20 protein-coding genes and 1 pseudogene are annotated in these 21,741 nt (G+C 70.9%); 7 read left to right on the top strand and 14 right to left on the bottom strand.

From position 1 onward, the window contains the following. Window positions 1-14: 14 nt before the first annotated feature. Window positions 15-1,721, bottom strand: coding sequence for a glycerol-3-phosphate dehydrogenase/oxidase (locus ACWDRW_RS36205; RefSeq protein WP_451731471.1), 1,707 nt, complete (start codon window positions 1,719-1,721; stop codon window positions 15-17). Between the two features lie 293 nt (window positions 1,722-2,014). Between ACWDRW_RS36205 and ACWDRW_RS36200 the strand changes: the two genes are divergently transcribed. Beyond that, entirely contained in the window at window positions 2,015-3,223 is a 1,209-nt protein-coding gene (locus tag ACWDRW_RS36200; RefSeq protein ID WP_451731468.1) for a nucleotide sugar dehydrogenase, read from the top strand. Window positions 3,224-3,289: 66 nt separating this feature from the next. Here the strand turns inward: ACWDRW_RS36200 and ACWDRW_RS36195 are convergent, their stop codons facing one another. From ACWDRW_RS36195 to ACWDRW_RS36180, 4 genes are all read right to left on the bottom strand, one after another. Next, a complete protein-coding gene (locus ACWDRW_RS36195) occupies window positions 3,290-4,414 on the bottom strand; it encodes a GuaB3 family IMP dehydrogenase-related protein (RefSeq protein WP_451731465.1) in 1,125 nt (374 codons plus the stop codon). Between the two features lie 105 nt (window positions 4,415-4,519). Beyond that, window positions 4,520-6,025 carry an IMP dehydrogenase gene (guaB, locus tag ACWDRW_RS36190; RefSeq protein WP_451731463.1) on the bottom strand — a complete coding sequence of 502 codons (1,506 nt, stop codon included), beginning with the start codon at window positions 6,023-6,025 and terminating at the stop codon, window positions 4,520-4,522. A 142-nt stretch (window positions 6,026-6,167) separates the two neighbouring features. Then, the gene (locus ACWDRW_RS36185; protein WP_127178445.1) at window positions 6,168-6,755 is read right to left on the bottom strand and encodes a sigma-70 family RNA polymerase sigma factor; all 588 of its coding nucleotides are present in this window, start codon (window positions 6,753-6,755) and stop codon (window positions 6,168-6,170) included. Between the two features lie 256 nt (window positions 6,756-7,011). Further along, window positions 7,012-7,623 (bottom strand): response regulator transcription factor, encoded by a 612-nt coding sequence (locus ACWDRW_RS36180; protein WP_003948568.1) that lies wholly within the window; start codon window positions 7,621-7,623, stop codon window positions 7,012-7,014. Window positions 7,624-8,004: 381 nt separating this feature from the next. Between ACWDRW_RS36180 and ACWDRW_RS36175 the strand changes: the two genes are divergently transcribed. Continuing rightward, on the top strand, window positions 8,005-8,334 hold the full coding sequence (locus ACWDRW_RS36175) for a WhiB family transcriptional regulator (RefSeq protein ID WP_451731458.1): 330 nt from the start codon (window positions 8,005-8,007) through the stop codon (window positions 8,332-8,334). A 44-nt stretch (window positions 8,335-8,378) separates the two neighbouring features. Here the strand turns inward: ACWDRW_RS36175 and ACWDRW_RS36170 are convergent, their stop codons facing one another. Continuing rightward, window positions 8,379-9,350, bottom strand: a complete 972-nt coding sequence (locus ACWDRW_RS36170) for a LysR family transcriptional regulator (protein WP_451731456.1) — start codon at window positions 9,348-9,350, stop codon at window positions 8,379-8,381. 80 nt (window positions 9,351-9,430) lie between these two features. Between ACWDRW_RS36170 and ACWDRW_RS36165 the strand changes: the two genes are divergently transcribed. From ACWDRW_RS36165 to ACWDRW_RS36155, 3 genes are all read left to right on the top strand, one after another. After that, the gene (locus tag ACWDRW_RS36165) at window positions 9,431-10,099 is read left to right on the top strand and encodes an MOSC domain-containing protein (RefSeq protein ID WP_451731453.1); all 669 of its coding nucleotides are present in this window, start codon (window positions 9,431-9,433) and stop codon (window positions 10,097-10,099) included. An 88-nt stretch (window positions 10,100-10,187) separates the two neighbouring features. Beyond that, window positions 10,188-10,961, top strand: a complete 774-nt coding sequence (locus ACWDRW_RS36160; RefSeq protein ID WP_451731452.1) for an SDR family NAD(P)-dependent oxidoreductase — start codon at window positions 10,188-10,190, stop codon at window positions 10,959-10,961. A 47-nt stretch (window positions 10,962-11,008) separates the two neighbouring features. Next, window positions 11,009-11,716: an ester cyclase gene (locus ACWDRW_RS36155; protein WP_451731450.1), complete on the top strand. Its 708-nt coding sequence runs from the start codon at window positions 11,009-11,011 to the stop codon at window positions 11,714-11,716. Between the two features lie 55 nt (window positions 11,717-11,771). Here the strand turns inward: ACWDRW_RS36155 and groL are convergent, their stop codons facing one another. From groL to ACWDRW_RS36135, 4 genes are all read right to left on the bottom strand, one after another. Next, complete coding sequence (gene groL, locus ACWDRW_RS36150) at window positions 11,772-13,400, bottom strand: chaperonin GroEL (protein WP_451731447.1); 1,629 nt, start codon at window positions 13,398-13,400, stop codon at window positions 11,772-11,774. A gap of 118 nt (window positions 13,401-13,518) precedes the next feature. Beyond that, window positions 13,519-13,827: a co-chaperone GroES gene (gene groES / locus ACWDRW_RS36145; protein ID WP_190072550.1), complete on the bottom strand. Its 309-nt coding sequence runs from the start codon at window positions 13,825-13,827 to the stop codon at window positions 13,519-13,521. 186 nt (window positions 13,828-14,013) lie between these two features. Continuing rightward, window positions 14,014-14,709, bottom strand: a complete 696-nt coding sequence (locus ACWDRW_RS36140) for a polysaccharide deacetylase family protein (RefSeq protein ID WP_451731444.1) — start codon at window positions 14,707-14,709, stop codon at window positions 14,014-14,016. Beyond that, window positions 14,706-15,590 carry a polysaccharide deacetylase family protein gene (locus tag ACWDRW_RS36135; RefSeq protein WP_451731442.1) on the bottom strand — a complete coding sequence of 295 codons (885 nt, stop codon included), beginning with the start codon at window positions 15,588-15,590 and terminating at the stop codon, window positions 14,706-14,708. The genes ACWDRW_RS36140 and ACWDRW_RS36135 overlap by 4 nt, the downstream gene beginning before the upstream one ends. A gap of 142 nt (window positions 15,591-15,732) precedes the next feature. Between ACWDRW_RS36135 and ACWDRW_RS36130 the strand changes: the two genes are divergently transcribed. Further along, entirely contained in the window at window positions 15,733-16,950 is a 1,218-nt protein-coding gene (locus ACWDRW_RS36130; protein ID WP_451731439.1) for a THUMP-like domain-containing protein, read from the top strand. Here the strand turns inward: ACWDRW_RS36130 and ACWDRW_RS36125 are convergent. The 4 genes from ACWDRW_RS36125 to ACWDRW_RS36110 all read right to left on the bottom strand — a co-directional run bounded on the left by ACWDRW_RS36125 (window position 16,947) and on the right by ACWDRW_RS36110 (window position 21,231). Then, window positions 16,947-18,200, bottom strand: coding sequence for an RNA polymerase sigma factor (locus ACWDRW_RS36125; RefSeq protein WP_451731436.1), 1,254 nt, complete (start codon window positions 18,198-18,200; stop codon window positions 16,947-16,949). The two genes, ACWDRW_RS36130 and ACWDRW_RS36125, sit on opposite strands and share 4 nt — an antisense overlap. A gap of 39 nt (window positions 18,201-18,239) precedes the next feature. Beyond that, window positions 18,240-18,593 carry a YciI family protein gene (locus tag ACWDRW_RS36120; RefSeq protein WP_451731433.1) on the bottom strand — a complete coding sequence of 118 codons (354 nt, stop codon included), beginning with the start codon at window positions 18,591-18,593 and terminating at the stop codon, window positions 18,240-18,242. Between the two features lie 107 nt (window positions 18,594-18,700). After that, window positions 18,701-19,744 (bottom strand): LCP family protein, encoded by a 1,044-nt coding sequence (locus tag ACWDRW_RS36115; RefSeq protein ID WP_451731431.1) that lies wholly within the window; start codon window positions 19,742-19,744, stop codon window positions 18,701-18,703. 422 nt (window positions 19,745-20,166) lie between these two features. After that, on the bottom strand, window positions 20,167-21,231 hold the full coding sequence (locus ACWDRW_RS36110) for a LacI family DNA-binding transcriptional regulator (protein WP_451731428.1): 1,065 nt from the start codon (window positions 21,229-21,231) through the stop codon (window positions 20,167-20,169). 173 nt (window positions 21,232-21,404) lie between these two features. Here ACWDRW_RS36110 and ACWDRW_RS36105 point away from each other — a divergent pair. Beyond that, window positions 21,405-21,741, top strand: a pseudogene (locus ACWDRW_RS36105) (hypothetical protein); the annotation flags it as partial.

Here is a 21,741-nt window from a genome sequence, read left to right as displayed (position 1 = left end):
AAGGGACAGCCGAGCTACAACGGCACGATGTCCGGCGCCCCGAGCCGCGCCGCGTCCGCCGTCAGGTCGTCCGGCTGGCGCTGGGACTCCCGCTCCGCCTCCACCCGCTTCTCGTAGTGCTCGATCTCCCGCTCGATGTGGTCCTTGTCCCAGCCGAGCACCGGCGCCATCAGCTCGGCCGCCTCACGGGCGCTGAGCGTGCCCCGGTCGAAGGTCTCGATGGAGATACGGGTGCGCCGGGTCAGCACGTCGTCCAGGTGCCGGGCGCCCTCGTGCGAGGCGGCGTACACCACCTCGGCGCGCAGATAGTCCTCCGCCGCCTTCAGCGGCTCGCCGAGCGAGGGGTCCGCGGTGACGAGGTCGAGGACCTCCTCGGCCAGGGCGCCGTACCGGTTCAACAGGTGCTCCACGCGCACCACATGAAGCCCGGTCCGGGCGGCGATGCGCGCCCGCGCGTTCCACAGCGCCCGGTAGCCCTCCGCGCCGAGCAGCGGGATGTCCTCGGTGACGCACTCGGCGACCCGCAGGTCGAGCCCGTGCACCGCCTCGTCCACCGCGTCCTTGGCCATCACCCGGTACGTCGTGTACTTGCCGCCCGCCACCACGACCAGACCCGGCACCGGGTGGGCCACGGTGTGCTCGCGCGAGAGCTTGCTGGTGGCGTCGGACTCCCCGGCCAGCAGCGGCCTGAGCCCCGCGTAGACGCCCTGCACGTCGTCGCGCGTGAGGGGCACCGCCAGCGCGGAGTTCACCCGCTCCAGCAGATAGTCGATGTCCGCGCTGGACGCGGCCGGGTGCGCCTTGTCGAGGTCCCAGTCGGTGTCCGTGGTGCCGATGATCCAGTGCCGGCCCCAGGGGATGACGAACAGGACGGACTTCTCGGTACGCAGGATCAGCCCGGTCGCCGAATGGATGCGGTCCTTGGGCACGACCAGGTGGATGCCCTTGGAGGCCCGCACATGGAACTGGCCCCGCTCGCCCACCATGGCCTGGGTGTCGTCGGTCCACACGCCGGTGGCGTTGACGATCTGCTTGGCGCGGATCTCGTACTCCCCGCCGGCCTCGACGTCCTGCACCCGGGCGCCGACCACGCGCTCGCCCTCGCGCAGGAACCCGGTCACCCGAGCGCGGTTGGCCACCTTGGCGCCGTACGCGGCGGCGGTCCGCACCAGGGTGGCGACGAAGCGGGCGTCGTCCATCTGGGCGTCGTAGTACTGCAGGGCCCCGACCAGCGCGTCCTTCTTCAAGGCGGGCGCGACCCGCAGGGCGTGACGGCGGCTCAGGTGCCGGTGCACGGGAAGGCCCCGGCCATGGCCGCGCGCCATCGACATGGCGTCGTAGAGGGCGACTCCGGAACCGGCGTACAGCCGCTCCCAGCCCTGGTGCTGAAGGGGGTACAGGAAGGGCACCGGCTTCACCAGGTGCGGGGCGAGCCGCTCCAGCAGCAGGCCGCGCTCCTTGAGCGCCTCGCGGACGAGGGCGAAGTCGAGCATCTCCAGATAGCGCAGGCCGCCGTGGATCAGCTTGCTGGACCGGCTCGACGTGCCCGACGCCCAGTCACGCGCCTCGACCAGGCCGGTGGACAGCCCTCGGGTCACCGCGTCCAGCGCGGTCCCCGCGCCGACGACTCCGGCCCCGACGACCAGCAGGTCCAACTCGCGCTCGGCCATTGATGCGAGTGACTCGGCGCGCTGCGCCGGCCCCAGTGTCGCTGTCCTCACCGCTGCCTCCCGCTGTAGGTCGTACCGGCCGCACCCGGGGGGCGCGGCCCGGTCGTATCCCCCATGCCCAGATTCTGACCGTGTTGCCCGGCTTCAGCCACCAGTCACCCCCAGCCTGTGGACAACCTTCACGGACCTGCCCGGCGGACGTCGTCCGCCCGCCAGAAAGACACAGGGGATCAATCCCGTACTTCGGTCATATTTACTCCTAGTCTGACATTGCGCTCGCTCATTCTGTCCACAGGGCTTGCGCACCTGTCCCGCTTCGGCTAATGGGAAGGACGGCCCACGCCATGCCCGCAGATCTCGCCGTCATCGGACTCGGCCCGTACGGCCTGCCGCTGGCCCAGGCCGCCGTGGCCGCCGGCATCCCGACCCTCGGATACCCGACCGGGCCGGAACCAGGCTCGCTCAGCCCCGCCGAACTGCGCCGCATGCTCGCGGCGGGCTTCCGGCACGCCACCAGCCCCGCCGAACTCGGCCGCGTACGCACCGCCGTCATCTGCGCACCCACCCCCCGCGGGGCGGACGGCGGGCTGGACCTCACCCAGGTCGAGACGGCCGCCCGCACGCTCGCCGGACGCATGCGCCCGCACACCACCGTGATCCTGGAGTCGCCGGTCCCCCCGGGCACCACCGAGGACCTCATGCGCCCGCTGCTCGAGGAAGGCTCGGGCCTGCGCGCGGGACGCGACTTCCACCTCGCCTACTCCCCCAGCCGGGTCGACCCCGGCAACCGGGAGTTCACCCCCGCCAACACGCCGAAGGTGATCGGCGGCCTCACCCCCGCCTGCACCGAATCGGCCGCCGCCTTCTACTCACGCCTCACCGACAAGGTGGTACGCGCGCGTGGCCCGCGAGAAGCGGAGACGGTGCAGCTCCTGGAGACCAACTTCCGCCACGTCAGCATCGCCCTCGTCAACGAGATGGCCGTCCTCTGCCACGACATGGGCGTCGACCTGTGGGACGTCATCCGCTGCGCCGAGACCAAGCCCTTCGGCTTCCAGGCCTTCCGCCCCGGCCCCGGCGTCGGCGGCCACGCCGTCCCCCAGGACCTCACCGCGCCCACCGGCCGCACCCTGCGCATGGTCGAACTGGCCCAGCAGGTCAACAGCCAGATGCCGCGTTACGTCGTCCAGCGCGCGGCCACGCTTCTGAACGAACACGGCAAGTCCGCGCGCGGGGCGCGTGTTCTGCTCCTCGGCGTCACCTACAAGGCGGACCTCGCCGACCAACAGTCCACCCCCGCAGAGGAGATCGCCGTCCGCCTGATGAGCCTCGGCGCCTCCGTCAGCTACCACGACCCCCACATCCCGTCCTGGAACGTCCTGGACCGCCCGGTACCCCGCGCGGACTCGCTGTACGAGGCAGCAGCCGACGCGGACCTGACCATCCTGCTCCAGCAGCATCGGACGTACGACCTGCAGGGCCTGTCGGTGAAGGCCCAGCTCCTCCTCGACACGCGGGGGGCCACGCCCACGGGGGCGGCGCACCGGCTGTGAAGCCCGATCGGGCATGCGAAAGGGCCGGTCGCCGCCGGGCGACCGGCCCTCGGGACGCCGTAGGACCTACCGCTGGTGCTGCGAGTCCGCCACCGTGACCTCGACGCGCTGGAACTCCTTCAGCTCGCTGTAGCCGGTCGTGGCCATGGCGCGACGCAGGGCGCCGAAGAGGTTCATGGAGCCGTCCGGGGTGTGCGACGGGCCCGTGAGGACCTCCTCGATCGTGCCGACCGTGCCGAGGTCGACCTTCTTGCCGCGCGGAAGCTCCTCGTTCACCGCCTCCATGCCCCAGTGGTGGCCGCGACCGGGTGCGTCCGTCGCACGGGCCAGCGGGGAGCCCATCATCACGGAGTCCGCGCCGCAGGCGATCGCCTTCGGGAGGTCGCCGGACCAGCCCACGCCGCCGTCGGCGATGACGTGGACGTACCGGCCGCCGGACTCGTCCATGTAGTCACGGCGGGCCGCCGCCACGTCCGCCACGGCCGTCGCCATCGGGACCCGGATGCCGAGCACGTTGCGCGTGGTGTGCGCGGCGCCACCACCGAAGCCGACCAGGACGCCCGCGGCGCCGGTGCGCATCAGGTGCAGGGCCGCGGTGTACGTGGCGCAGCCGCCGACGATCACCGGGACGTCGAGCTCGTAGATGAACTGCTTCAGGTTCAGCGGCTCGTGCGAGCCGGAGACGTGCTCCGCCGAGACCGTCGTACCGCGGATGACGAAGATGTCCACGCCCGCGTCCACCACGGCCTTGGAGAACTGCGCCGTGCGCTGCGGGGAGAGCGCGGCGGCGGTGACCACGCCGGAGTCGCGCACCTCCTTGATGCGCGCGCCGATCAGCTCCTCCTTGATGGGAGCGGAGTAGATCTCCTGGAGGCGTCGGGTCGCGGTCTCCGAGTCCAGCTCCGTGATCTCGTCGAGCAGCGGCTGCGGGTCCTCGTACCGCGTCCACAGACCCTCGAGGTTCAGCACGCCGAGGCCGCCGAGTTCGCCGATGCGGATCGCGGTGGCCGGGGAGACGACCGAGTCCATGGGGGCGGCCAGGAACGGCAGCTCGAAGCGGTAGGCGTCGATCTGCCAGGCGATCGAGACCTCCTTCGGGTCTCGCGTACGGCGGCTCGGGACGACGGCGATGTCGTCGAAGGCGTACGCCCGGCGGCCGCGCTTGCCGCGCCCGATCTCGATCTCAGTCACGTCTGTGGCCTTTCCCTGATGCGTTTCAGCGTCTTCCAGTATCGCCGACGGGCGCGACAAGGGCGGCCCCGGATGGTTCCGGGACCGCCCACTCAGGCGTGCCGCCTACTTGCGGCTGTAGTTCGGCGCCTCGACCGTCATCTGGATGTCGTGCGGGTGGCTCTCCTTCAGGCCCGCGGACGTGATCCGGACGAACTGGCCGTTCGCCTGGAGGTCCGCGACCGTGCGGCCGCCGACGTAGAACATCGACTGGCGCAGGCCACCGACGAGCTGGTGCACGACCGAGGAGAGCGGGCCGCGGTAGGGCACCTGGCCCTCGATGCCCTCGGGGACCAGCTGCTCGTCGGAGGCGACGCCCTCCTGGAAGTAACGGTCCTTGGAGAACGACTTGCGGTCGCCGCGCGACTGCATGGCACCCAGGGAGCCCATGCCGCGGTACGACTTGAACTGCTTGCCGTTGATGAACATCAGCTCGCCCGGCGACTCCTCGCAGCCCGCGAGCAGCGAGCCGAGCATCACCGTGTCGGCGCCCGCGACCAGGGCCTTGGCGATGTCGCCGGAGTACTGCAGGCCACCGTCGCCGATGACCGGGACACCGGCCTCCTTGGCGGCGAGGGAGGCCTCGTAGATGGCGGTGACCTGCGGGACGCCGATGCCGGCGACGACGCGGGTGGTGCAGATGGAGCCCGGACCGACACCGACCTTGATGCCGTCCACGCCGGAGTCGATCAGCGCCTGGGCGCCCTCGCGAGTGGCGATGTTGCCGCCGATGACGTCGACGCCGGACGAGTTCGACTTGATCTTGGCGACCATGTCGCCGACCAGCCGGGAGTGGCCGTGCGCGGTGTCCACGACGATGAAGTCGACCCCGGCCTCGATCAGGGCCTGGGCACGCTCGAAGGCGTCACCGGCCACACCGACCGCGGCACCGACCAGCAGCCGGCCCTCGGCGTCCTTGGCGGCGTTCGGGTACTTCTCCGCCTTGACGAAGTCCTTGACCGTGATGAGGCCCTTGAGGACACCCGCGTCGTCGACCAGCGGAAGCTTCTCGATCTTGTGCTTGCGCAGCAGCTCCATGGCCTCGACGCCGGAGATGCCGACCTTGCCGGTGACCAGCGGCATCGGCGTCATGACCTCGCGGACCCGGCGCGAGCGGTCCGTCTCGAAGGCCATGTCACGGTTGGTGACGATGCCGAGGAGCTTCTTGTCCCCGTCGGTGACCGGCACACCGCTGATGCGGAACTTGGCGCAGAGCGCGTCCGCCTCGGCGAGGGTGGCGTCCGGGTGCACGGTGATCGGGTCGGCCACCATGCCGGACTCGGAGCGCTTGACCAGGTCGACCTGGTTGGCCTGGTCCTCGATGGAGAGATTGCGGTGCAGTACGCCGACGCCGCCCTGGCGGGCCATCGCGATCGCCATGCGCGACTCGGTGACCTTGTCCATGGCGGCGGACAGCAGCGGGATGTTGACCCGCACGTTCTTGGAGACGTACGAGGCGGTGTCGATGTCGTCGGGCGCCATGTCGGACGCGCCCGGCAGCAGCAGCACATCGTCGTAGGTCAGCCCGAGTGTCGCGAATTTGGCGGGCACTCCGTCGACGTTGGCAGTCATGACACCTTCCCCAAATGGCCTTGATCGGTGCGGATGTCCATGCTAACGGGAAGCGCGGGTCTCAAATTCCACGGTTCTGAATGGCATCCGGCTTCGTATGTTCGTACGGAATCGAGGCGATGCCCGTTCACGAAAGGGCCGACTACTGCTCGGCCAGTGCCCGCAGCCTGCTCAGTGCCCGGTGCTGGGCCACTCGCACCGCGCCGGGTGACATTCCCAACATCTGACCCGTCTCCTCCGCCGTCAACCCCACCGCGATCCTCAGCAGCAGCAGCTCACGCTGGTTCTCGGGCAGGTTGGCCAGGAGTTTCTTGGCCCATTCCGCGTCGCTGCTGAGCAGGGCGCGCTCCTCGGGACCGAGGGAGTCGTCGGGGCGCTCGGGCATCTCGTCGGAGGGGACCGCGGTGGAACCGGGGTGGCGCATGGCCGCGCGCTGCAGGTCGGCGACCTTGTGCGCGGCGATGGCGAAGACGAACGCCTCGAAGGGGCGGCCGGTGTCCTTGTAACGCGGCAGGGCGAGCAGGACGGCCACACAGACCTCCTGCGCGAGGTCCTCGACGAAGTGCCGGGCGTCCCCGGGAAGCCGGGACAGCCGGGTGCGGCAGTAGCGCAGGGCCAGGGGATGGACATGGGCGAGCAGGTCGTGCGTGGCCTGCTCGTCCCCGTCGACGGCGCGATGGACGAGTGCACCGATCGCCCCTGCGGCAGTCGCCGCCTCGTCGTCGCGCATCGGTCCATGGTGCCCTGCGCTGTCGCGGTCCGTGGCACCGCGTCCGATGTTGTGCACCGAAGCGTTATGAGCAGGTGCGCCGGAACTCATCTCCTGCGCCCTCCCCTTCCGCTCGACCGACTCGTCCCCGAGAGACTCCACATCTTCAAGGATGCGGCATCCGCGGCGAAACGAGCACCCGCGCCCCTTCAGGGGCGCGGGACTGCATCAATCTGCGGCCACCGGCGCATGGGTCCGGCGAGCCAGGACCGGGCATTCAGCGAACCAGGCCCCACCGGAAACCGAGGGCCACGGCGTGCGCCCGGTCCGAGGCGCCCAGCTTCTTGAACAGCCGACGGGCGTGCGTCTTGACGGTGTCCTCCGAAAGGAACAACTCGCGCCCGATCTCCGCGTTGGAGCGGCCGTGACTCATCCCTTCGAGCACCTGGATCTCACGCGCCGTGAGCGTGGGCGCCGCGCCCATCTCGGCGGACCGCAGCCGTCGCGGGGCGAGCCGCCAGGTCGGGTCGGCGAGCGCCTGCGTCACGGTCGCCCGCAGCTCGGCGCGCGACGCGTCCTTGTGCAGATAGCCCCGGGCGCCGGCGGCGACCGCGAGGGCCACGCCGTCCAGGTCCTCGGCGACGGTGAGCATGATGATGCGCGCACCGGGGTCGGCGGACAGCAGTCGGCGGACGGTCTCGACGCCGCCCAGGCCGGGCATGCGGACGTCCATCAGGATCAGGTCCGAGCGGTCGGCGCCCCAGCGGCGGAGGACTTCCTCGCCGTTGGCCGCCGTCGTCACGCGCTCGACGCCGGGCACGGTCGCGACCGCGCGGCGGAGCGCCTCTCGGGCAAGCGGGGAGTCGTCGCAGACGAGGACGGATGTCATGGCCGCCCTCCGCAGCTGATGCACGTCACCTTGAGCCTCCAGGCTGGTACGAAATCGTCACCTGTGCGGTCGACCGTCTCGGACGCCTGCCCGAGCCCTTGTTGTTTCAACCGCCTCCGCACTCTCAACGACGGTCACTCGAAAGAGTTACGGGGCCGTGCGCCGTCTTCGGCACTCTACGTGAGGGGGCGGACACGGTGCAGACATGCAGGGCAGACCCTCAAGCTTTCATCACAAGCCGTGCCCCATTCAGCCCTTTTTCTTCCCATTTACTGGTGTCTGCGGCTAGATTCGCAATGAGTCATATTTTCATCTCCTTAGATCGTAGATGTACGGTCGTGGACACCGTATCCGCCCAGAACGGCTACAAGGGGTCACGCAATGGCAGATTTCTCCCGCCTTCCCGGACCGAACGCGGACCTGTGGGACTGGCAGCTCCTGGCTGCCTGCCGCGGGGTCGACAGCTCGCTCTTCTTCCATCCGGAGGGCGAGCGCGGTGCGGCTCGAAGCGCTCGTGAGAACTCGGCCAAAGAGGTCTGCATGAGGTGCCCTGTCCGCGCCCAGTGCGCGGCGCACGCGCTGGCGGTGCGCGAACCGTACGGCGTGTGGGGCGGCTTGACCGAGGACGAGCGCGAGGAACTCATGGGGCGGGCGCGCCACCGGCTGGTGTCGGCGTCGACCGGCGGCGGTCAGGCCGCCTCGAACAACTGAAGTAACGTTTCTTCAACCCAGGGCACGCGTACGTACGCGTGCCCTTACTTCTTGGACCCCGACCGCTTCGAGCGCTCCGCCCGCCCCGACTCCCCCGACTCCCCCTGGGCATCCCCCACTTGACGGCTCGCCGCCCGCGCCAGCTGCTCCAGGGTCGCGACCACCGCCGGCACCTGAGCGAGGTCGGGCAGGGTGAGGGCGACGATCTCCCGTCGCACCGCAGGTTCCAGGGTCACCGTGCGTGCCCCGCGCGGCCGTACCGACTCGACCGCGAGCTGGGGCAGGACCGCCACGCCGAGACCGGCGCCGACCAGGCCCACCACCGCCGGGTAGTCGTCGGTGGCGAAGTCGATGCGGGGGGTGAAGCCGGCGCCCTCGCACACCTCAACCAACTGGCCCCGGCAGCGCGGGCATCCGGCGATCCAGGGCTCGGCGGCGAGTTCGCCGATCGCCACGGAGTTCGCGCGCGCGAGCCGGTGCCGCTCGGGGACGAGCGCGACCAGACGGTCGCTGAGCAGGGGCCGTACGACGAGGTCGTCCCACTCGTCCTCCTGGGCCGCGCCCTCGTAGCGGAAGGCGAGGGCCAGGTCGCAGTCGCCCTCGCGGAGCAGTTCCACGGACCTGGGCGGCTCGGCCTCCTCCAGGGAGACCCGGGTGCCGGGGTGCGCGGCGCGCAGGGCGGCGAGGGCGGTCGGGACCAGGGTGGAGCTGCCGCTGGGGAAGGAGACCAGGCGGACCCGCCCGGCGCGCAGGCCCGCGATGGCGGCGACCTCCTCCTCGGCGGCGGTGAGCCCGGCGAGGATGCCGGACGCGTGCCGGACGAGCGCCTCGCCGGCCTGGGTCAGACGCATCTCACGGCCGCTGCGGATCAGCAGGGGCGTGCCGACGGACGCCTCCAGCGCCTTCATCTGCTGGCTGACGGCGGGCTGGGTGCAGCCCAGTTCGCGCCCCGCCGCGGAGAAGGAGCCGGTGGCGGCGACGGCGCGCAGCACGCGGAGATGTCGGGCCTCGATCACGCCACAAGGATAAGCGAACCTTTGATACGGCGCCCAATAATGCCGTGACGCTTTGATGGGCCCTCGCCTACCGTGCTGCCATGAAGCTTCTCTCTGTGAACCTGGGCCGCCGCACGCACGTCCCCTACACGGACCATCCCGAGGGTGTGACCGGGATCGACAAGAGGCCGACCGACGCCGCCGTGCGGGTGGCGGCCCCCGGGGCGAAGGGCACAGGGGCGAGCGGGCTCGCCGGGGACGAGGTCTGCGACACCCGCCATCACGGCGGTGACGACCAGGCCGTGTACGCGGTGGCGCGCGAGGACCTGGACGACTGGGAGCGGGAGCTGGGGCGGTCGCTGACGGCCGGCATGTTCGGGGAGAACCTCACGACGCTCGGCGTCGATGTCTCCGGCGCCCTGATCGGCGAGCGCTGGCGGGTCGGCCCAGAGGTGGTGCTGGAGGTGACCTGCGGGCGGATACCGTGCCGTACGTTCCAGGGTCATGTGGGTGAGGAGCGGTGGGTGAAGCGGTTCACCGCGAAGGGGGCACCGGGGGCGTATCTGCGGGTGATCGAGCCCGGTCACGTGCGCACGGGTGACGCGATCGAGATCCTCCACCGGCCGGACCACGAGGTGACGGTGGCGCTCCAGTTCCGGGCGGTGACCACCGAGCGTCAGCTGCTGCCGCGGCTGCTGGCGGCGGGCGAGGCGCTGCATCCGGAGTCGCTGGCGGCGGCGCGGAAGTACGTGGCGCAGCACGGCATCTGAGGTGCCGTTCGTCGGCGAGGTGGGTGGGTCCTGCGCAGGAGCGGGGCGCGGAGCGGATTCGGCCGGTCCGGGTAACTAATCTTGCGCCATGACAACGGCTCTCATCACGGGATCGACCGCGGGCATCGGCGCCGCGTTTGCGCGGCGGCTCGCCGCCGACGGGCACAACCTCGTCCTGGTCGCGCGGGACACCAAGCGGCTGCGCGAGCAGGCGACCGAGTTGCACGACCGGCACGGCATCGAGGCGGAGGTGCTGACGGCGGACCTGGCCACGGACGAGGGCATCGAGGCGGTCGCCGCCCGGCTCGCCGACCGGCGCAACCCCGTCGACCTGCTGATCAACAACGCCGGTTTCGGCAACAAGGGCCGTTACCTCGACGTCTCCATGGCCGACGAGCTGAGGATGCTCAAGGTGCACTGCGAGGCAGTGCTGCGGCTGACGTCGGCCGCGACCGAGGCGATGCGCGAGCGCGGCCGGGGCGGGGTGGTCAACGTCGCCTCGGTCGCCGCCTTCGTCCCGCGCGGGACCTACGGCGCCTCCAAGGCGTGGGTCGTGCAGTTCACGCAGGGCGCGGCGAGGGACCTGGCGGGCAGCGGCGTACGGCTGATGGCGCTGTGCCCCGGCTTCGTGCGCACCGAGTTCCACGAGCGGGCCGGCATGGGCACCGACAACATCCCGGGCTGGATGTGGCTGGACGCCGACAAGCTGGTCGCCGCCGCCCTGGCCGACCTGGCGCGCGGCAGGACCCTGTCGATCCCGGACCCCCGCTACAAGGTGCTGATGGGCGTCACCAGGGTCGTCCCGCGCCGGATGCTCGGCGGGATCACCTCGCGGACGGGTCGCAAGTACGGGCCGCAGTAGGAGAATGGAGCTGTTCGACCGGACCCTCGGGGGACGGAGGCGACGCCATGACGTTCGTACAGCTCATCGACTGCAGGACGAGCCGGTTCGACGAGATGAACCGGCTGATGGACACATGGGTCGAGCAGACCAGGGGGAAGCGCACCGCGACGCACAGTGTGATCGGCAAGGACCGGTCCGACGCGTCGCACTTCATCGAGATCGTGGAGTTCCCGTCGTACGAGGAGGCGATGCGGAACTCGAACCTCCCGGAGACCGACAAGGTCTTCCAGGAGATGGTCGCCCTCTGCGACGAGATGCCGACGTTCACGGACCTGGACGTGGTGCGGGACGAGCAGTTGTACGCGGCGACCGCGCGGCGGTTCTTCGAGGAGCTGGCCGCGCCGGGCGACACGCCCACGTTCAACGACGTGCTCATCGAGGACTACCACGACCACGATCCCGCCAACCCGCAGGACAACATCGGGCTGGACGCGATCCGGCGCGAGGTGGGGATGTGGCGTGACGGCTTCGACTTCTCGTTCACCGTCGAGGACCAGATGGCCCAGGACGACCGGGTGTGCACCCGCTGGACCTGGAACGGCCGGCACAAGGGTGACTTCATGGGCATCGCGGCCACGGGCAAGCAGGTGTCCATGACCGGGACCACCGTCCACCGCTGCACCCCGGACGGGAAGATCGCCGAGGGCTGGTGGCAGTACGACCGGCTGGGGCTGATGGAGCAGCTGGGCGCGCTGGACGCGCTGGAGCAGTAGGGCAAGGCGAAGGCCCGGCACCCGTGAGGGTGCCGGGCCTCAGAGCCGAGTCACGTCAGTGGGAGTGGCCGTGACCGTGGCCGTGGCCCGCCTCGGCCGGCTCCTCTTCCTTCTTCTCGACGACCAGGGTCTCGGTCGTGAGCAGCAGGGAGGCGATGGAGGCGGCGTTCTCCAGGGCGGAGCGGGTGACCTTCACCGGGTCGATGACGCCGGCCTTGACCAGGTCGCCGTACTCACCGGTGGCGGCGTTGTAGCCGTTGCCCTTCTCGAGCTCGGCCACCTTGGAGACGATGACGTAGCCCTCGAGGCCGGCGTTCTCGGCGATCCAACGCAGCGGCTCGACGGCGGCCTTGCGGACCACGGCGACACCGGTGGCCTCGTCGCCGGTCTTGTCGAGGTTGCCCTCGAGGACCTTGACGGCGTGGACCAGAGCGGAGCCACCACCGGAGACGATGCCCTCCTCGACCGCGGCGCGGGTCGCGGAGATGGCGTCCTCCAGACGGTGCTTCTTCTCCTTCAGCTCCACCTCGGTGGCGGCGCCGACCTTGATCACGCACACGCCGCCGGCCAGCTTCGCGAGGCGCTCCTGGAGCTTCTCGCGGTCCCAGTCGGAGTCGGTGTTCTCGATCTCGGCCTTGATCTGGGCGACGCGGCCCACGACGTCCTCGGACTTGCCGGCGCCGTCGACGATGGTCGTGTCGTCCTTGGTGACGGTCACGCGGCGGGCGGAGCCCAGCACGTCCAGACCGGCCTGGTCGAGCTTGAGGCCGACCTCTTCGGAGATGACCGTGGCGCCGGTGAGGACCGCCATGTCCTGCAGCATCGCCTTGCGGCGGTCACCGAAGCCGGGGGCCTTGACCGCGACCGCGTTGAAGGTGCCGCGGATCTTGTTCACGACCAGGGTCGACAGGGCCTCGCCCTCGACGTCCTCGGCGATGATCAGCAGCGGCTTGGAGGCACCGGCCTGGATGACCTTCTCCAGCAGCGGCAGCAGGTCCTGGATGGAGGAGATCTTGCCCTGGTTGATGAGGATGTAGGGGTCCTCCAGGACGGCCTCCATGCGCTCCTGGTCCGTCACGAAGTACGGCGACAGGTAGCCCTTGTCGAAGGCCATGCCCTCGGTGAAGTCCAGCTCCAGACCGAAGGTGTTGGACTCCTCGACGGTGATGACACCGTCCTTGCCGACCTTGTCCATCGCCTCGGCGATGAGCTCGCCGACCTGCTGGTCCTGGGCGGACAGCGCGGCGACCGCGGCGATGTCGGACTTCTCGTCGATCGGGCGGGCCGAGGCGAGCAGGTCCTCGGAGACGGCGGCGACGGCCGCGTCGATGCCCTTCTTCAGCAGCGCCGGGGAGGCACCCGCGGCGACGTTCTTCAGGCCCTCGCGCACCAGCGCCTGGGCGAGCACGGTGGCGGTGGTCGTACCGTCACCCGCGATGTCGTTGGTCTTGGTCGCCACCTCCTTCACCAGCTGGGCGCCGAGGTTCTCGTACGGGTCCTCGATCTCGACCTCGCGGGCGATCGTGACACCGTCGTTGGTGATGGTGGGCGCGCCGAACTTCTTGTCGATGACGACGTTGCGGCCCTTGGGGCCGATCGTCACCTTGACCGTGTCGGCCAGCTTGTTGACGCCGCGCTCGAGGGCGCGACGGGCGTCCTCGTCGAACTTCAGGATCTTCGCCATGACAGCGGGAGCCCTCTCGGAATCTGTGGGTTCAAAAAAGACACTGCGCCCCGGGCGCCCGGCTTGTTAATGGTCGCGGGGGCCAGGGGCGCAGCTCAAAGCAAATGCTTGGGGTGACTTACTTCTCGATGATCGCGAGCACGTCGCGGGACGAGAGGACGAGGTACTCCTCGCCGTTGTACTTCACCTCGGTGCCGCCGTACTTGCTGTACAGCACGATGTCGCCGACCTTCACGTCGAGCGGAAGGCGCTCGCCGTTCTCGAAGCGACCCGGGCCCACGGCCAGGATGACGCCCTCCTGGGGCTTCTCCTTGGCGGTGTCCGGGATGACCAGGCCAGAGGCGGTGGTCTGCTCGGCGTCGAGCGGCTGGACCACGATGCGGTCCTCGAGCGGCTTGATGGCAACCTTGGAGCTGGTGGTCGTCACGATCCGACCTCCCCCTTCGGAGATCTCACGGGGTTAACTGTCTGAGGTGGCGACCAGGTGGATCCGTCGTCGCGGGTGCCGGACCTGCCCGTCGCGTAGTTGGCACTCTCCAGTGGGGAGTGCCAGAGCCGAGACTATGACCGCGATTAGCACTCGGTCAAGCGGACTGCTAATCGCGTCCGATGCTCACAGGTATTCCTCCAGCTTCCCCACCCTCATCCCCCGCCTTTCGATCTCCCCCAGGAGCAACCGGGTGCGGGTCACCAGCGGCAGGCCGGTCGGGTCGTCCGACGGGACGGAGACGATGTCGCCGGGGTTCAGGCGGCGCGGGCCGCGGGTGTACGTCAGGACGCCGTCGCTGCCCATCGCGGCTCGCCACAGGACCACCGCCGAGATCCCGCAATCACCCGCCGCGCGGAGCGTGGTCGTGTCGTACGTGCCGTGCGGGGGGCGGAAGAGGCGGGGGCGGACGCCGAAGCGGGCGCGGAGTTTTTCCTGCTGGCCGCAGATCTCGGCGCGCTGGCCGCCGTAGGGCAGTCCGCGCAGGGCGGTGTGGTCGAGGGTGTGGTTCTGGATGGAGGCGCCCACCGACCGCAGCCGCGCGAAGTGGGCGTAGCCCGGGCCGGCCACGCTGTCCGTGAGGAACATCCCGACCGGGAGACGCAGTTCACGGACCAGGTCGATGAAGCGGGGGTCCTGTTCGGCGCCGTCGTCGTAGGTGAGGAAGACGACCTTGTCGTCGGTCGGGATCCGGTGGACGACCGGCGGGAGGGCGGCCCCGGGCGCCCGCAGGGGCGGCCGGTCCGAGGGGCCCGCGGCCTGTGCGCAGCCCGCCAGGAGTACGGCCGCCACCGCCCCGGCCAGCAGGCCCCGCGGCCTCACAGGTAGTCCTCGAGACGGGCCACCGCGTACCCCTCGGCGGTGATCTTGTCGAGGAACCGCCGGATCATGTCGGGCATCGTGCCCTTCCAGTGCTCCCTGCCCCGGAAGTGACTGAGCACGATGTCACCGGGGTGGATCTCCCGGTCCCACTCGCGGTACTCCCAGCGGTCGACGAAGACCTCCTCGTTCCACAGCGGCGCGTGGGTGATGCCGCAGGCCTTGGCGGCGACCAGGGTGTCCTCGTTGTAGTTGCCGAAGGGCGGCCGGAAGAGCACGGGCCGCTTGCCGTACCGCTTCTCGATCACCTCCTGCATGCCGCAGATCTCGCGCTTCTGGCGGGCGTACGACAGTCCCGGCAGGTACGGGTGGTGGAGGGTGTGGTTGTTCAGGCCCACCCCGGAGCGCTGCATCCGCTTGAAGTAGCCGTAGTCCTCCTTGACCAGGTAGTCGCTGAGGAAGGCGGTGTACGGGATGTTCAGCTCGGTCATCATGCGCAGGAAGGCCGGGTCCTTCTCGGCGCCGTCGTCGATGGTGAGGAAGACGATCTTCCGCTCGGTGGGGACCGTGGTGAAGACCGGCGGGAGGTTCCGTTCGGCGTGGCCGTCGACCTCGAAGCCCTCGCGGGTGGTGATCCTCGGCTTCTTCGTGGGCGGCGCCGGGGCGGTCAGCGGGACCTTGGCCAGGCCCCAGCGCTTCGCGGCGGCGGCCCGGGCCGCGGCGGAGGCGCGCAGCTTGGTGGCGTAGGAGTCCAGGGCACGGGCCGGCGGCGCCTGCGGGGGCTGCCGGCCGGGGGCCGGGCGGGCCGGTGAGCCGCTGGAGTCGCCCTGGGTGCACCCCGAGGCGATGGCGGCGACGGCGAGCACGGCGATTCCGCCACGCATCCGCAGCCTTGCAGCGGACCGATTTTTATCCTTTTGTACTACTACTCGCATGGGCCCGGATCCTCCCAGGCCCCCCGCCCCCACCCCGGTCCGACACCGCCGCCGCGGGCGCACCATCCACCGACTGGCCCACAATGTCCCGGTGAACGACCTCGCCCCCCTCCTCACCCCCGAGGGCCGCGCCCTCCTCGACGCGGTGCGCGGCACCGCCCCCGCCGACGAGCTCGCCGTCGCCACCCGGCTGCGCCGGGACCATCCCGCCGAGCTGGTCTCGGCGGCGCTCGGCCAGGCCCGGCTGCGCCGGCGGGCGGAGGCGAAGTTCGGGGCCGAGGACGCCCATCGGATGTTCTTCACGCCGAACGGCGTGGAGCAGTCGACGCGGGCGAGCGTCGCGGCCTACCGGGCCGGGCGTCTGCGCGAGCTGGGGGTCACCTCCGTCGCCGACCTGTGCTGCGGTATCGGAGGGGACGCCGTCGCGCTGGCGCGGGCCGGGATCCGGGTGCTGGCCGTGGACCGGGACCCGCTGACGGCGGCCGCCGCCCGCGCCAACGCCGACGCGCTCGGGCTCGCCGGGCTGATCGAGGTGCGCGAGGCGGACGTGACGGAGGTCGACACCTCCGGCTTCGACGCCGTGTTCGTCGATCCGGCGCGGCGCGGCGGCCGGGGCCGCATCTTCGACCCGGAGGCCTACTCGCCGCCGCTGTCCTGGGCCGTCCAGGCCGCCGCCAGGGCCCCGCACGCCGCCCTGAAGCTGGCGCCCGGCATTCCGCACGAGGCCGTTCCCGAGGGCGCGGAGGCCGAGTGGATCTCGGACGGCGGGGACGTGAAGGAGGCGGTGCTGTGGTTCGGGACCGGATCGTTCGGGACCGGATCAGGGGTCAGGGCGACCCTGCTCCCCGGTCCGCGCACCCTCCTGGGCCGGGGCCTGCCCGACCCCGGGGTCCGGCCCGTCGGGCGCTACCTGTACGAACCCGACGGCGCCGTCATCCGGGCCCACCTGGTCGCCGAGGTGGCCGAGGAGCTGGCGGGCGGGCTGATCGACCCGACCATCGCCTATGTCACCGCCGACGAGCCGCGTGCCACCCCGTACGCCACCGCCTACGAGATCACCGATCAACTCCCCTTCAATCTCAAGAAGTTGAAGGCCCTCCTCCGTGAGCGCCAGGTCGGCGTCCTCACCGTGAAGAAGCGCGGGTCGGCCGTCGAGCCGGAGGAGCTGCGCAAGAAGGTCAAGCCGCAGGGGCCGAACTCGGCGACGGTGTTCCTGACCCGGGTGGCCGGTGCCCCGACGATGCTCATCGGGCACCCGGCCGAGACGCGCCCCGCCCAACCGCCCTCCGCCCAACCGCCCTCCGCCTAACGGCACTCCTCCGCCCGGCGCTCCAGCAGCTCCCGCTCCCGTTCGTTCCGCGTCAGCGCCGCCGCCCGCTCGAACTGCGCCCGCGCCTCCGCCGTACGGCCGAGGCGCTGGAGCAGGTCTCCGCGGACGCTCGGGAGCAAGTGGTAGTCGCGTAGAGCGGGTTCGTCGGCGAGGGCGTCGACGAGGGCCAGGGCGGGCGCGGGGCCGTCGGCCATCGACACCGCCACGGCCCGGTTGAGTTCGACGACCGGGGAGGGGGCGCGGGCGGCGAGCAGGGCGTAGAGGGTGGCGATGGACTTCCAGTCGGTCTCCTCGTACGTGTACGCCTGCGCGTGACAGGCGGCGATGGCCGCCTGGAGGGCGTACGGGCCGGGGGCGCCGGTGGCGTGCGCCTGGCCCAGGGCCTTGATGCCGCGGGCGATGAGCATGCGGTTCCAGCGGCCGCGGTTCTGGTCCCTGAGCAGGACCGGCGCGCCGTCCGGGCCGGTGCGGGCGGCGGTGCGGGAGGCCTGGAACTCCAGCAGGGCGCAGAGCCCGTGGACTTCGGGCTCCTTCGGCATCAGCGCGGAGAGCACCCGGGCCAGGCGCAGGGCGTCCTCGCACAGGGCTGGGCGCAGATAGTCGTCGCCGGCGGTGGCGGCGTAACCCTCGTTGAAGATCAGGTAGATGACGTCCAGGACCGAGCCGAGGCGGGCCTCGCGGTCGGGGCCGTAGGGGACCTCGAAGGGGACGTTCCTGGTGGCGAGGGTGCGTTTGGCGCGGACGACGCGCTGGGCGACCGTGGACTCGGCGACCAGGAAGGCGCGGGCGATCTCGGCAGTGGTCAGGCCGCCGAGGAGGCGCAGGGTAAGGGCGATGCGGGCCTCGGTGGACAGGGCCGGGTGGCAGGCGGTGAAGACCAGTCGCAGCAGGTCGTCGTCGATGTCGTCGGGGTCGGCGACCTCCTCCGGCTCGACCGTCTCCGACAGGTCCCGGCCGATCTCGGCCAGCTTGCGGGCGTAGTTCTCGCGCCGCCGGACCAGGTCCACCGCGCGGTGCTTGGCGGTCGCCGTCAGCCAGGCGCCGGGGTTGTCGGGCACCCCGTCCTCGGGCCACCGCTCCAGGGCCGCCACCAGCGCGTCCTGGGCCAGTTCCTCGGCGATGCCGACGTCACGGACGATCCGGGTGACGGCGGCGATGACGCGGGGGGACTCGATGCGGAAGACCGTCTCGATGGCGCCGCGCGGGTCGGCGGTGGGCTGTGCTGTCACAACCCACCATCAGACACCCCGCCGGCCGTCCCGCCAAGGTCAGCCCTCGGCGATCTCCCGCACCTCGCAGGTGACCGTCCAGTGCGGCTCGTGGACCTTCAGGAACCGCTTGGTCCACTCGATCGCCTCGGCCGTGTCCTTGGCCTGCATCAGCGCATAGCCGCCGATGACCTCCTTGGACTCGGTGAACGGGCCGTCGGTGACGGAGATCTCACCGCCGCTGTAGTGCACGCGGGTGCCGTGGGCGGTGGGGGTCAGCCCGGCGGTGTCGAGCAGCACCCCGGCCTTCGTCATCTCCTCGATCAGCTCGCCCATGCGCTGCATCAGCTCGGGGCTGGGGCCCTCGGCGGCGGCGTTCTCTTCGATCCGGACCAGCGACAGGTAGCGGGGCATGGTGACTCCTCGAGTCTCACGGGCCGGGTCCTTCCCGGCCTCTCACCCATGCGTCGAACGGAGGACATCCGGATCGACACCTCCGCAAAAATAATTCCAAGATCTTTTCAGCGCAGCGACTCCCACAACTCCGCCGCCTCCGGCTCTTTCGCCACCACCCGGTTGGCGTCCGAGGGCGCCGGCACGACGGGCATGGTCACCGTCCTCGCGGAGTCCGCCGTAAGGCTCCGCAGGCTCTGCCCGAGGCGGGTCAGCTCGGTCAGGGAGTCCAGGCCGGTGTCCGTGGTGAGGGTGCCGGTGACCGCGTCGGCGACCCGGTACAGCTTGGCGGGGTCGGTGAGCAGGTCCGTCGCGGAGATCCGTGTCAGCAGCGCCTTCACCAGCTGCTGCTGCAGACCTATCCGCCCCAGGTCGCTGCCGTCGCCTATGCCGTGCCGGGTGCGGGCGAGGGCGAGGGCCTGCTCGCCGTCGAGGTGGTGGGTGCCGGCCTCCAGGGTGAGGTGGCTGTCCTCGTCGTCGATGTCCTCCTCGGTGGTGACGGTGACCCCGCCGAGCGCGTCGACCAACCGGGCGAAGCCCGAGAAGTCGATCTCGATGTAGTGGTCCATGCGGACGTTCGTCATCGACTCGACCGTCTTGACCGCGCACACCGGTCCGCCCACCGAGTAGGCGCTGTTGAACATGGCGTTGTACGCGACCTCGGTCGACTCGCCGTCCTCCAGCGGGCAGGAGGGCCGGGTGACCAGGGTGTCGCGCGGGATGCTCACCACCGTCGCCCCGGACCGGCCCGCGTCCAGGTGGACCACCATCGCCGTGTCGGAGCGGGCGCCGCCGCCGGCGCCGCCGCCGAGGGCCTGGTTCTGAGCGCCGTCGCGGGAGTCGGAGCCGAGGACCAGGATGTTCAGCGCCTCGGTGGGCAGTTCCTCGGCCGTCGAGGTGGCCGACGGTGTCGGCTTCGCGGGCCGGTTGTCGCCGAGCGCGCTGTTGATGTCGACGCTGTCGATGTTGTCGTTGAGCTGCCAGTACATCCAGCCCGCCGCCCCGGCGGCCAGCACCAGCACGCCCGCCAGGGTGAGGCCGGCGATCCTCAGCGCTCTCGACCGCCGGCCCACTCGTCTGCCCTCGTCCCCGCTCGCCTCGTCTCCGCTCACGGACAGGAACGTAAGTCCGAATTATTACGGCGAGCGCTTCCGGGGCCGTTTTCTCGGGAAATTCTCAGACTTCTCGACCCAGGGTCACCACCGGCACCGGATTGCTCCCGCTCCACGACCCGTTGAACCCGGACGTCCCCGAACCGCCGTTCGGCACCGTGCCGTTGACCGCTGGCCGGGGTGCGACCTCGCCGACGCCGAGGGCGAGGTGATCGGCACCACCGTCACCGGTTCCGAACCCACCGGCGCCTACGGCGAGATCGCCGCCCGCGAGTTCAACGCGCTCACCCCCGGCGACGCCATGAAGTGGTCTGGCCCAGCCAGAGATCTCATTGCGGGTGCCTCCGAAAGTTTCGGTCGTTCAACCGACTGGCTTCGGGCAGTGTGGAGGCCGCGCGGAACACCCGTCAATACACGTCCCGTCAGACAGCGGGCGGCACCGCGGTACTGCTGCGCACCACCAGGCTCGTGGCCAGCTCGACCCTGGTCGCGGCCGGGTCCCCGTCCTGCTTGGCGAGGTCCAGCACCAGCTTGGCGGCGGCCTCGGCCATCTCGGTCAGCGGCTGCCGCACGGTCGTCAGCGGCGGCCCCACCCAGCGCGCGACCGGCAGATCGTCGAAGCCGACGACGCTCAGGTCCTCCGGGATGCGCAGTCCCAGCTCGCGCGCGGCCTCGTACAGGCCGAGCGCCTGCAGGTCGTTGCCCGCGAAGACGGCGGTGGGCCGGTCCGGGCCGCGCAGCAGCTTCAGGCCCTCGCGGTAGCCGGTCTCGTGGTGGAAGTCGCCGGGCCGGATCAGGGCGGGGTCGACCGGCAGGCCCGCCGTCTCCAGGGCGGCCCGGTAGCCGTCGATCCGGGCGCGGCTGCACATCATCCGCGAGGGTCCGGTGACGGCGCCGATCCGGGTGTGCCCGAGCTCGACCAGGTGCCGGGTGGCGGCCAGTCCGCCCTGCCAGTTGGTGGCGCCGATGGACGGCACGTCGGCGCCCGGATCGCCGGCCGGGTCCATCACCACGAACGGGATGGAGCGGCTGGTGAGCAGCGCACGCTGGGACTCGTCCAGGCCGGAGAGCACCAGGATCACCCCGTACGGACGGCGGGCGGCGACCTGGTCGGCCCAGGTGCGCCCGGGCGTGAGCCGCCCCGCGCTCTCACTGAGCACCACGCTGAGCCCCGCGTCCCGGGCGACGTTCTCCACGCCCCGGATGACCTCCATCGCCCACGCGCTCTCCAGCTCGTGGAAGACCAGGTCGATCAGGGGCGAGCGGCTCGCCTCGGCGCGGCGGCGCCGGTAGCCGTGGGCGCGCAGCAGTTCTTCGACGCGACTGCGGGTGGCGGGGGCGACGTCGGCTCTGCCGTTCAGGACCTTCGAAACAGTCGGCGCCGAGACGCCGGCCTCCCGGGCGATCTCGGCGAGCGTCGCGGTCTGCGCGGACCGACCTGTCGCGCGGGTTGTCGTCCGGGTTTCAGCGGGCTCGGAGGGTGTCATGGCGGCGATCGTATCCCTGCGCCCCCTCTTGACGAACCCTTCTCACCGCCCCTAGGTTCCCGGAACATTCGAGGTGAACAACGAAACATTCGCGAGAGGTCGTACGTTTCCTTCGCGAGAGGTCACGAGAAGTCACGTTCCTTCGCGAGAGGCCACCGCCCGACAGGAGTTCCATGACCACCGCCCCCTGGCGCGACCCCGCCCTGCCCGCCTCCGCCCGCGTCGACGACCTGCTCTCCCGGATGACCCTTCAGGAGAAGACCGCCCAGCTCTACGGCGTGTGGGTGGGCGCCAGCACCGACGGGGACGGAGTCGCCCCGCTGCAACGTGAGATGACCGCCGAGTACGACTGGGACGAGCTGATCACCCACGGCCTCGGTCAGCTCACCCGCCCCTTCGGCACCGCGCCCGTGGACCCGGCGCTGGGCGCGCAGGCGGACGGGGACGCGGTCGGGTCGGGGACGGGTGCGGCGAGCAGGCCCGGAGTGGCCACCTCCGGGGCGGTGTGCC

It is taken from the genome of Streptomyces sp. NPDC003635, from assembly GCF_053587635.1.
The sequence above is the reverse complement of the archived record's forward strand: the minus strand, read 5'-3'. Positions and strand labels throughout refer to the sequence as shown.

What these genes read in the sequence shown, in the direction of transcription:
- ACWDRW_RS36160 (WP_451731452.1), top strand. Translation starts at nt 10,188, where the DNA reads ATGACAACGGCTCTCATCACGGGATCGACCGCGGGCATCGGCGCCGCG.
- ACWDRW_RS36180 (WP_003948568.1), bottom strand. Translation starts at nt 7,623, where the DNA reads ATGACATCCGTCCTCGTCTGCGACGACTCCCCGCTTGCCCGAGAGGCG.
- ACWDRW_RS36110 (WP_451731428.1), bottom strand. Translation starts at nt 21,231, where the DNA reads ATGACACCCTCCGAGCCCGCTGAAACCCGGACGACAACCCGCGCGACA.
- ACWDRW_RS36185 (WP_127178445.1), bottom strand. Translation starts at nt 6,755, where the DNA reads ATGCGCGACGACGAGGCGGCGACTGCCGCAGGGGCGATCGGTGCACTC.
- ACWDRW_RS36200 (WP_451731468.1), top strand. Translation starts at nt 2,015, where the DNA reads ATGCCCGCAGATCTCGCCGTCATCGGACTCGGCCCGTACGGCCTGCCG.
- ACWDRW_RS36120 (WP_451731433.1), bottom strand. Translation starts at nt 18,593, where the DNA reads ATGCCCCGCTACCTGTCGCTGGTCCGGATCGAAGAGAACGCCGCCGCC.
- ACWDRW_RS36175 (WP_451731458.1), top strand. Translation starts at nt 8,005, where the DNA reads ATGGCAGATTTCTCCCGCCTTCCCGGACCGAACGCGGACCTGTGGGAC.
- ACWDRW_RS36135 (WP_451731442.1), bottom strand. Translation starts at nt 15,590, where the DNA reads ATGCGTGGCGGAATCGCCGTGCTCGCCGTCGCCGCCATCGCCTCGGGG.
- guaB (WP_451731463.1), bottom strand. Translation starts at nt 6,025, where the DNA reads ATGACTGCCAACGTCGACGGAGTGCCCGCCAAATTCGCGACACTCGGG.
- ACWDRW_RS36165 (WP_451731453.1), top strand. Translation starts at nt 9,431, where the DNA reads ATGAAGCTTCTCTCTGTGAACCTGGGCCGCCGCACGCACGTCCCCTAC.
- ACWDRW_RS36155 (WP_451731450.1), top strand. Translation starts at nt 11,009, where the DNA reads ATGACGTTCGTACAGCTCATCGACTGCAGGACGAGCCGGTTCGACGAG.
- groL (WP_451731447.1), bottom strand. Translation starts at nt 13,400, where the DNA reads ATGGCGAAGATCCTGAAGTTCGACGAGGACGCCCGTCGCGCCCTCGAG.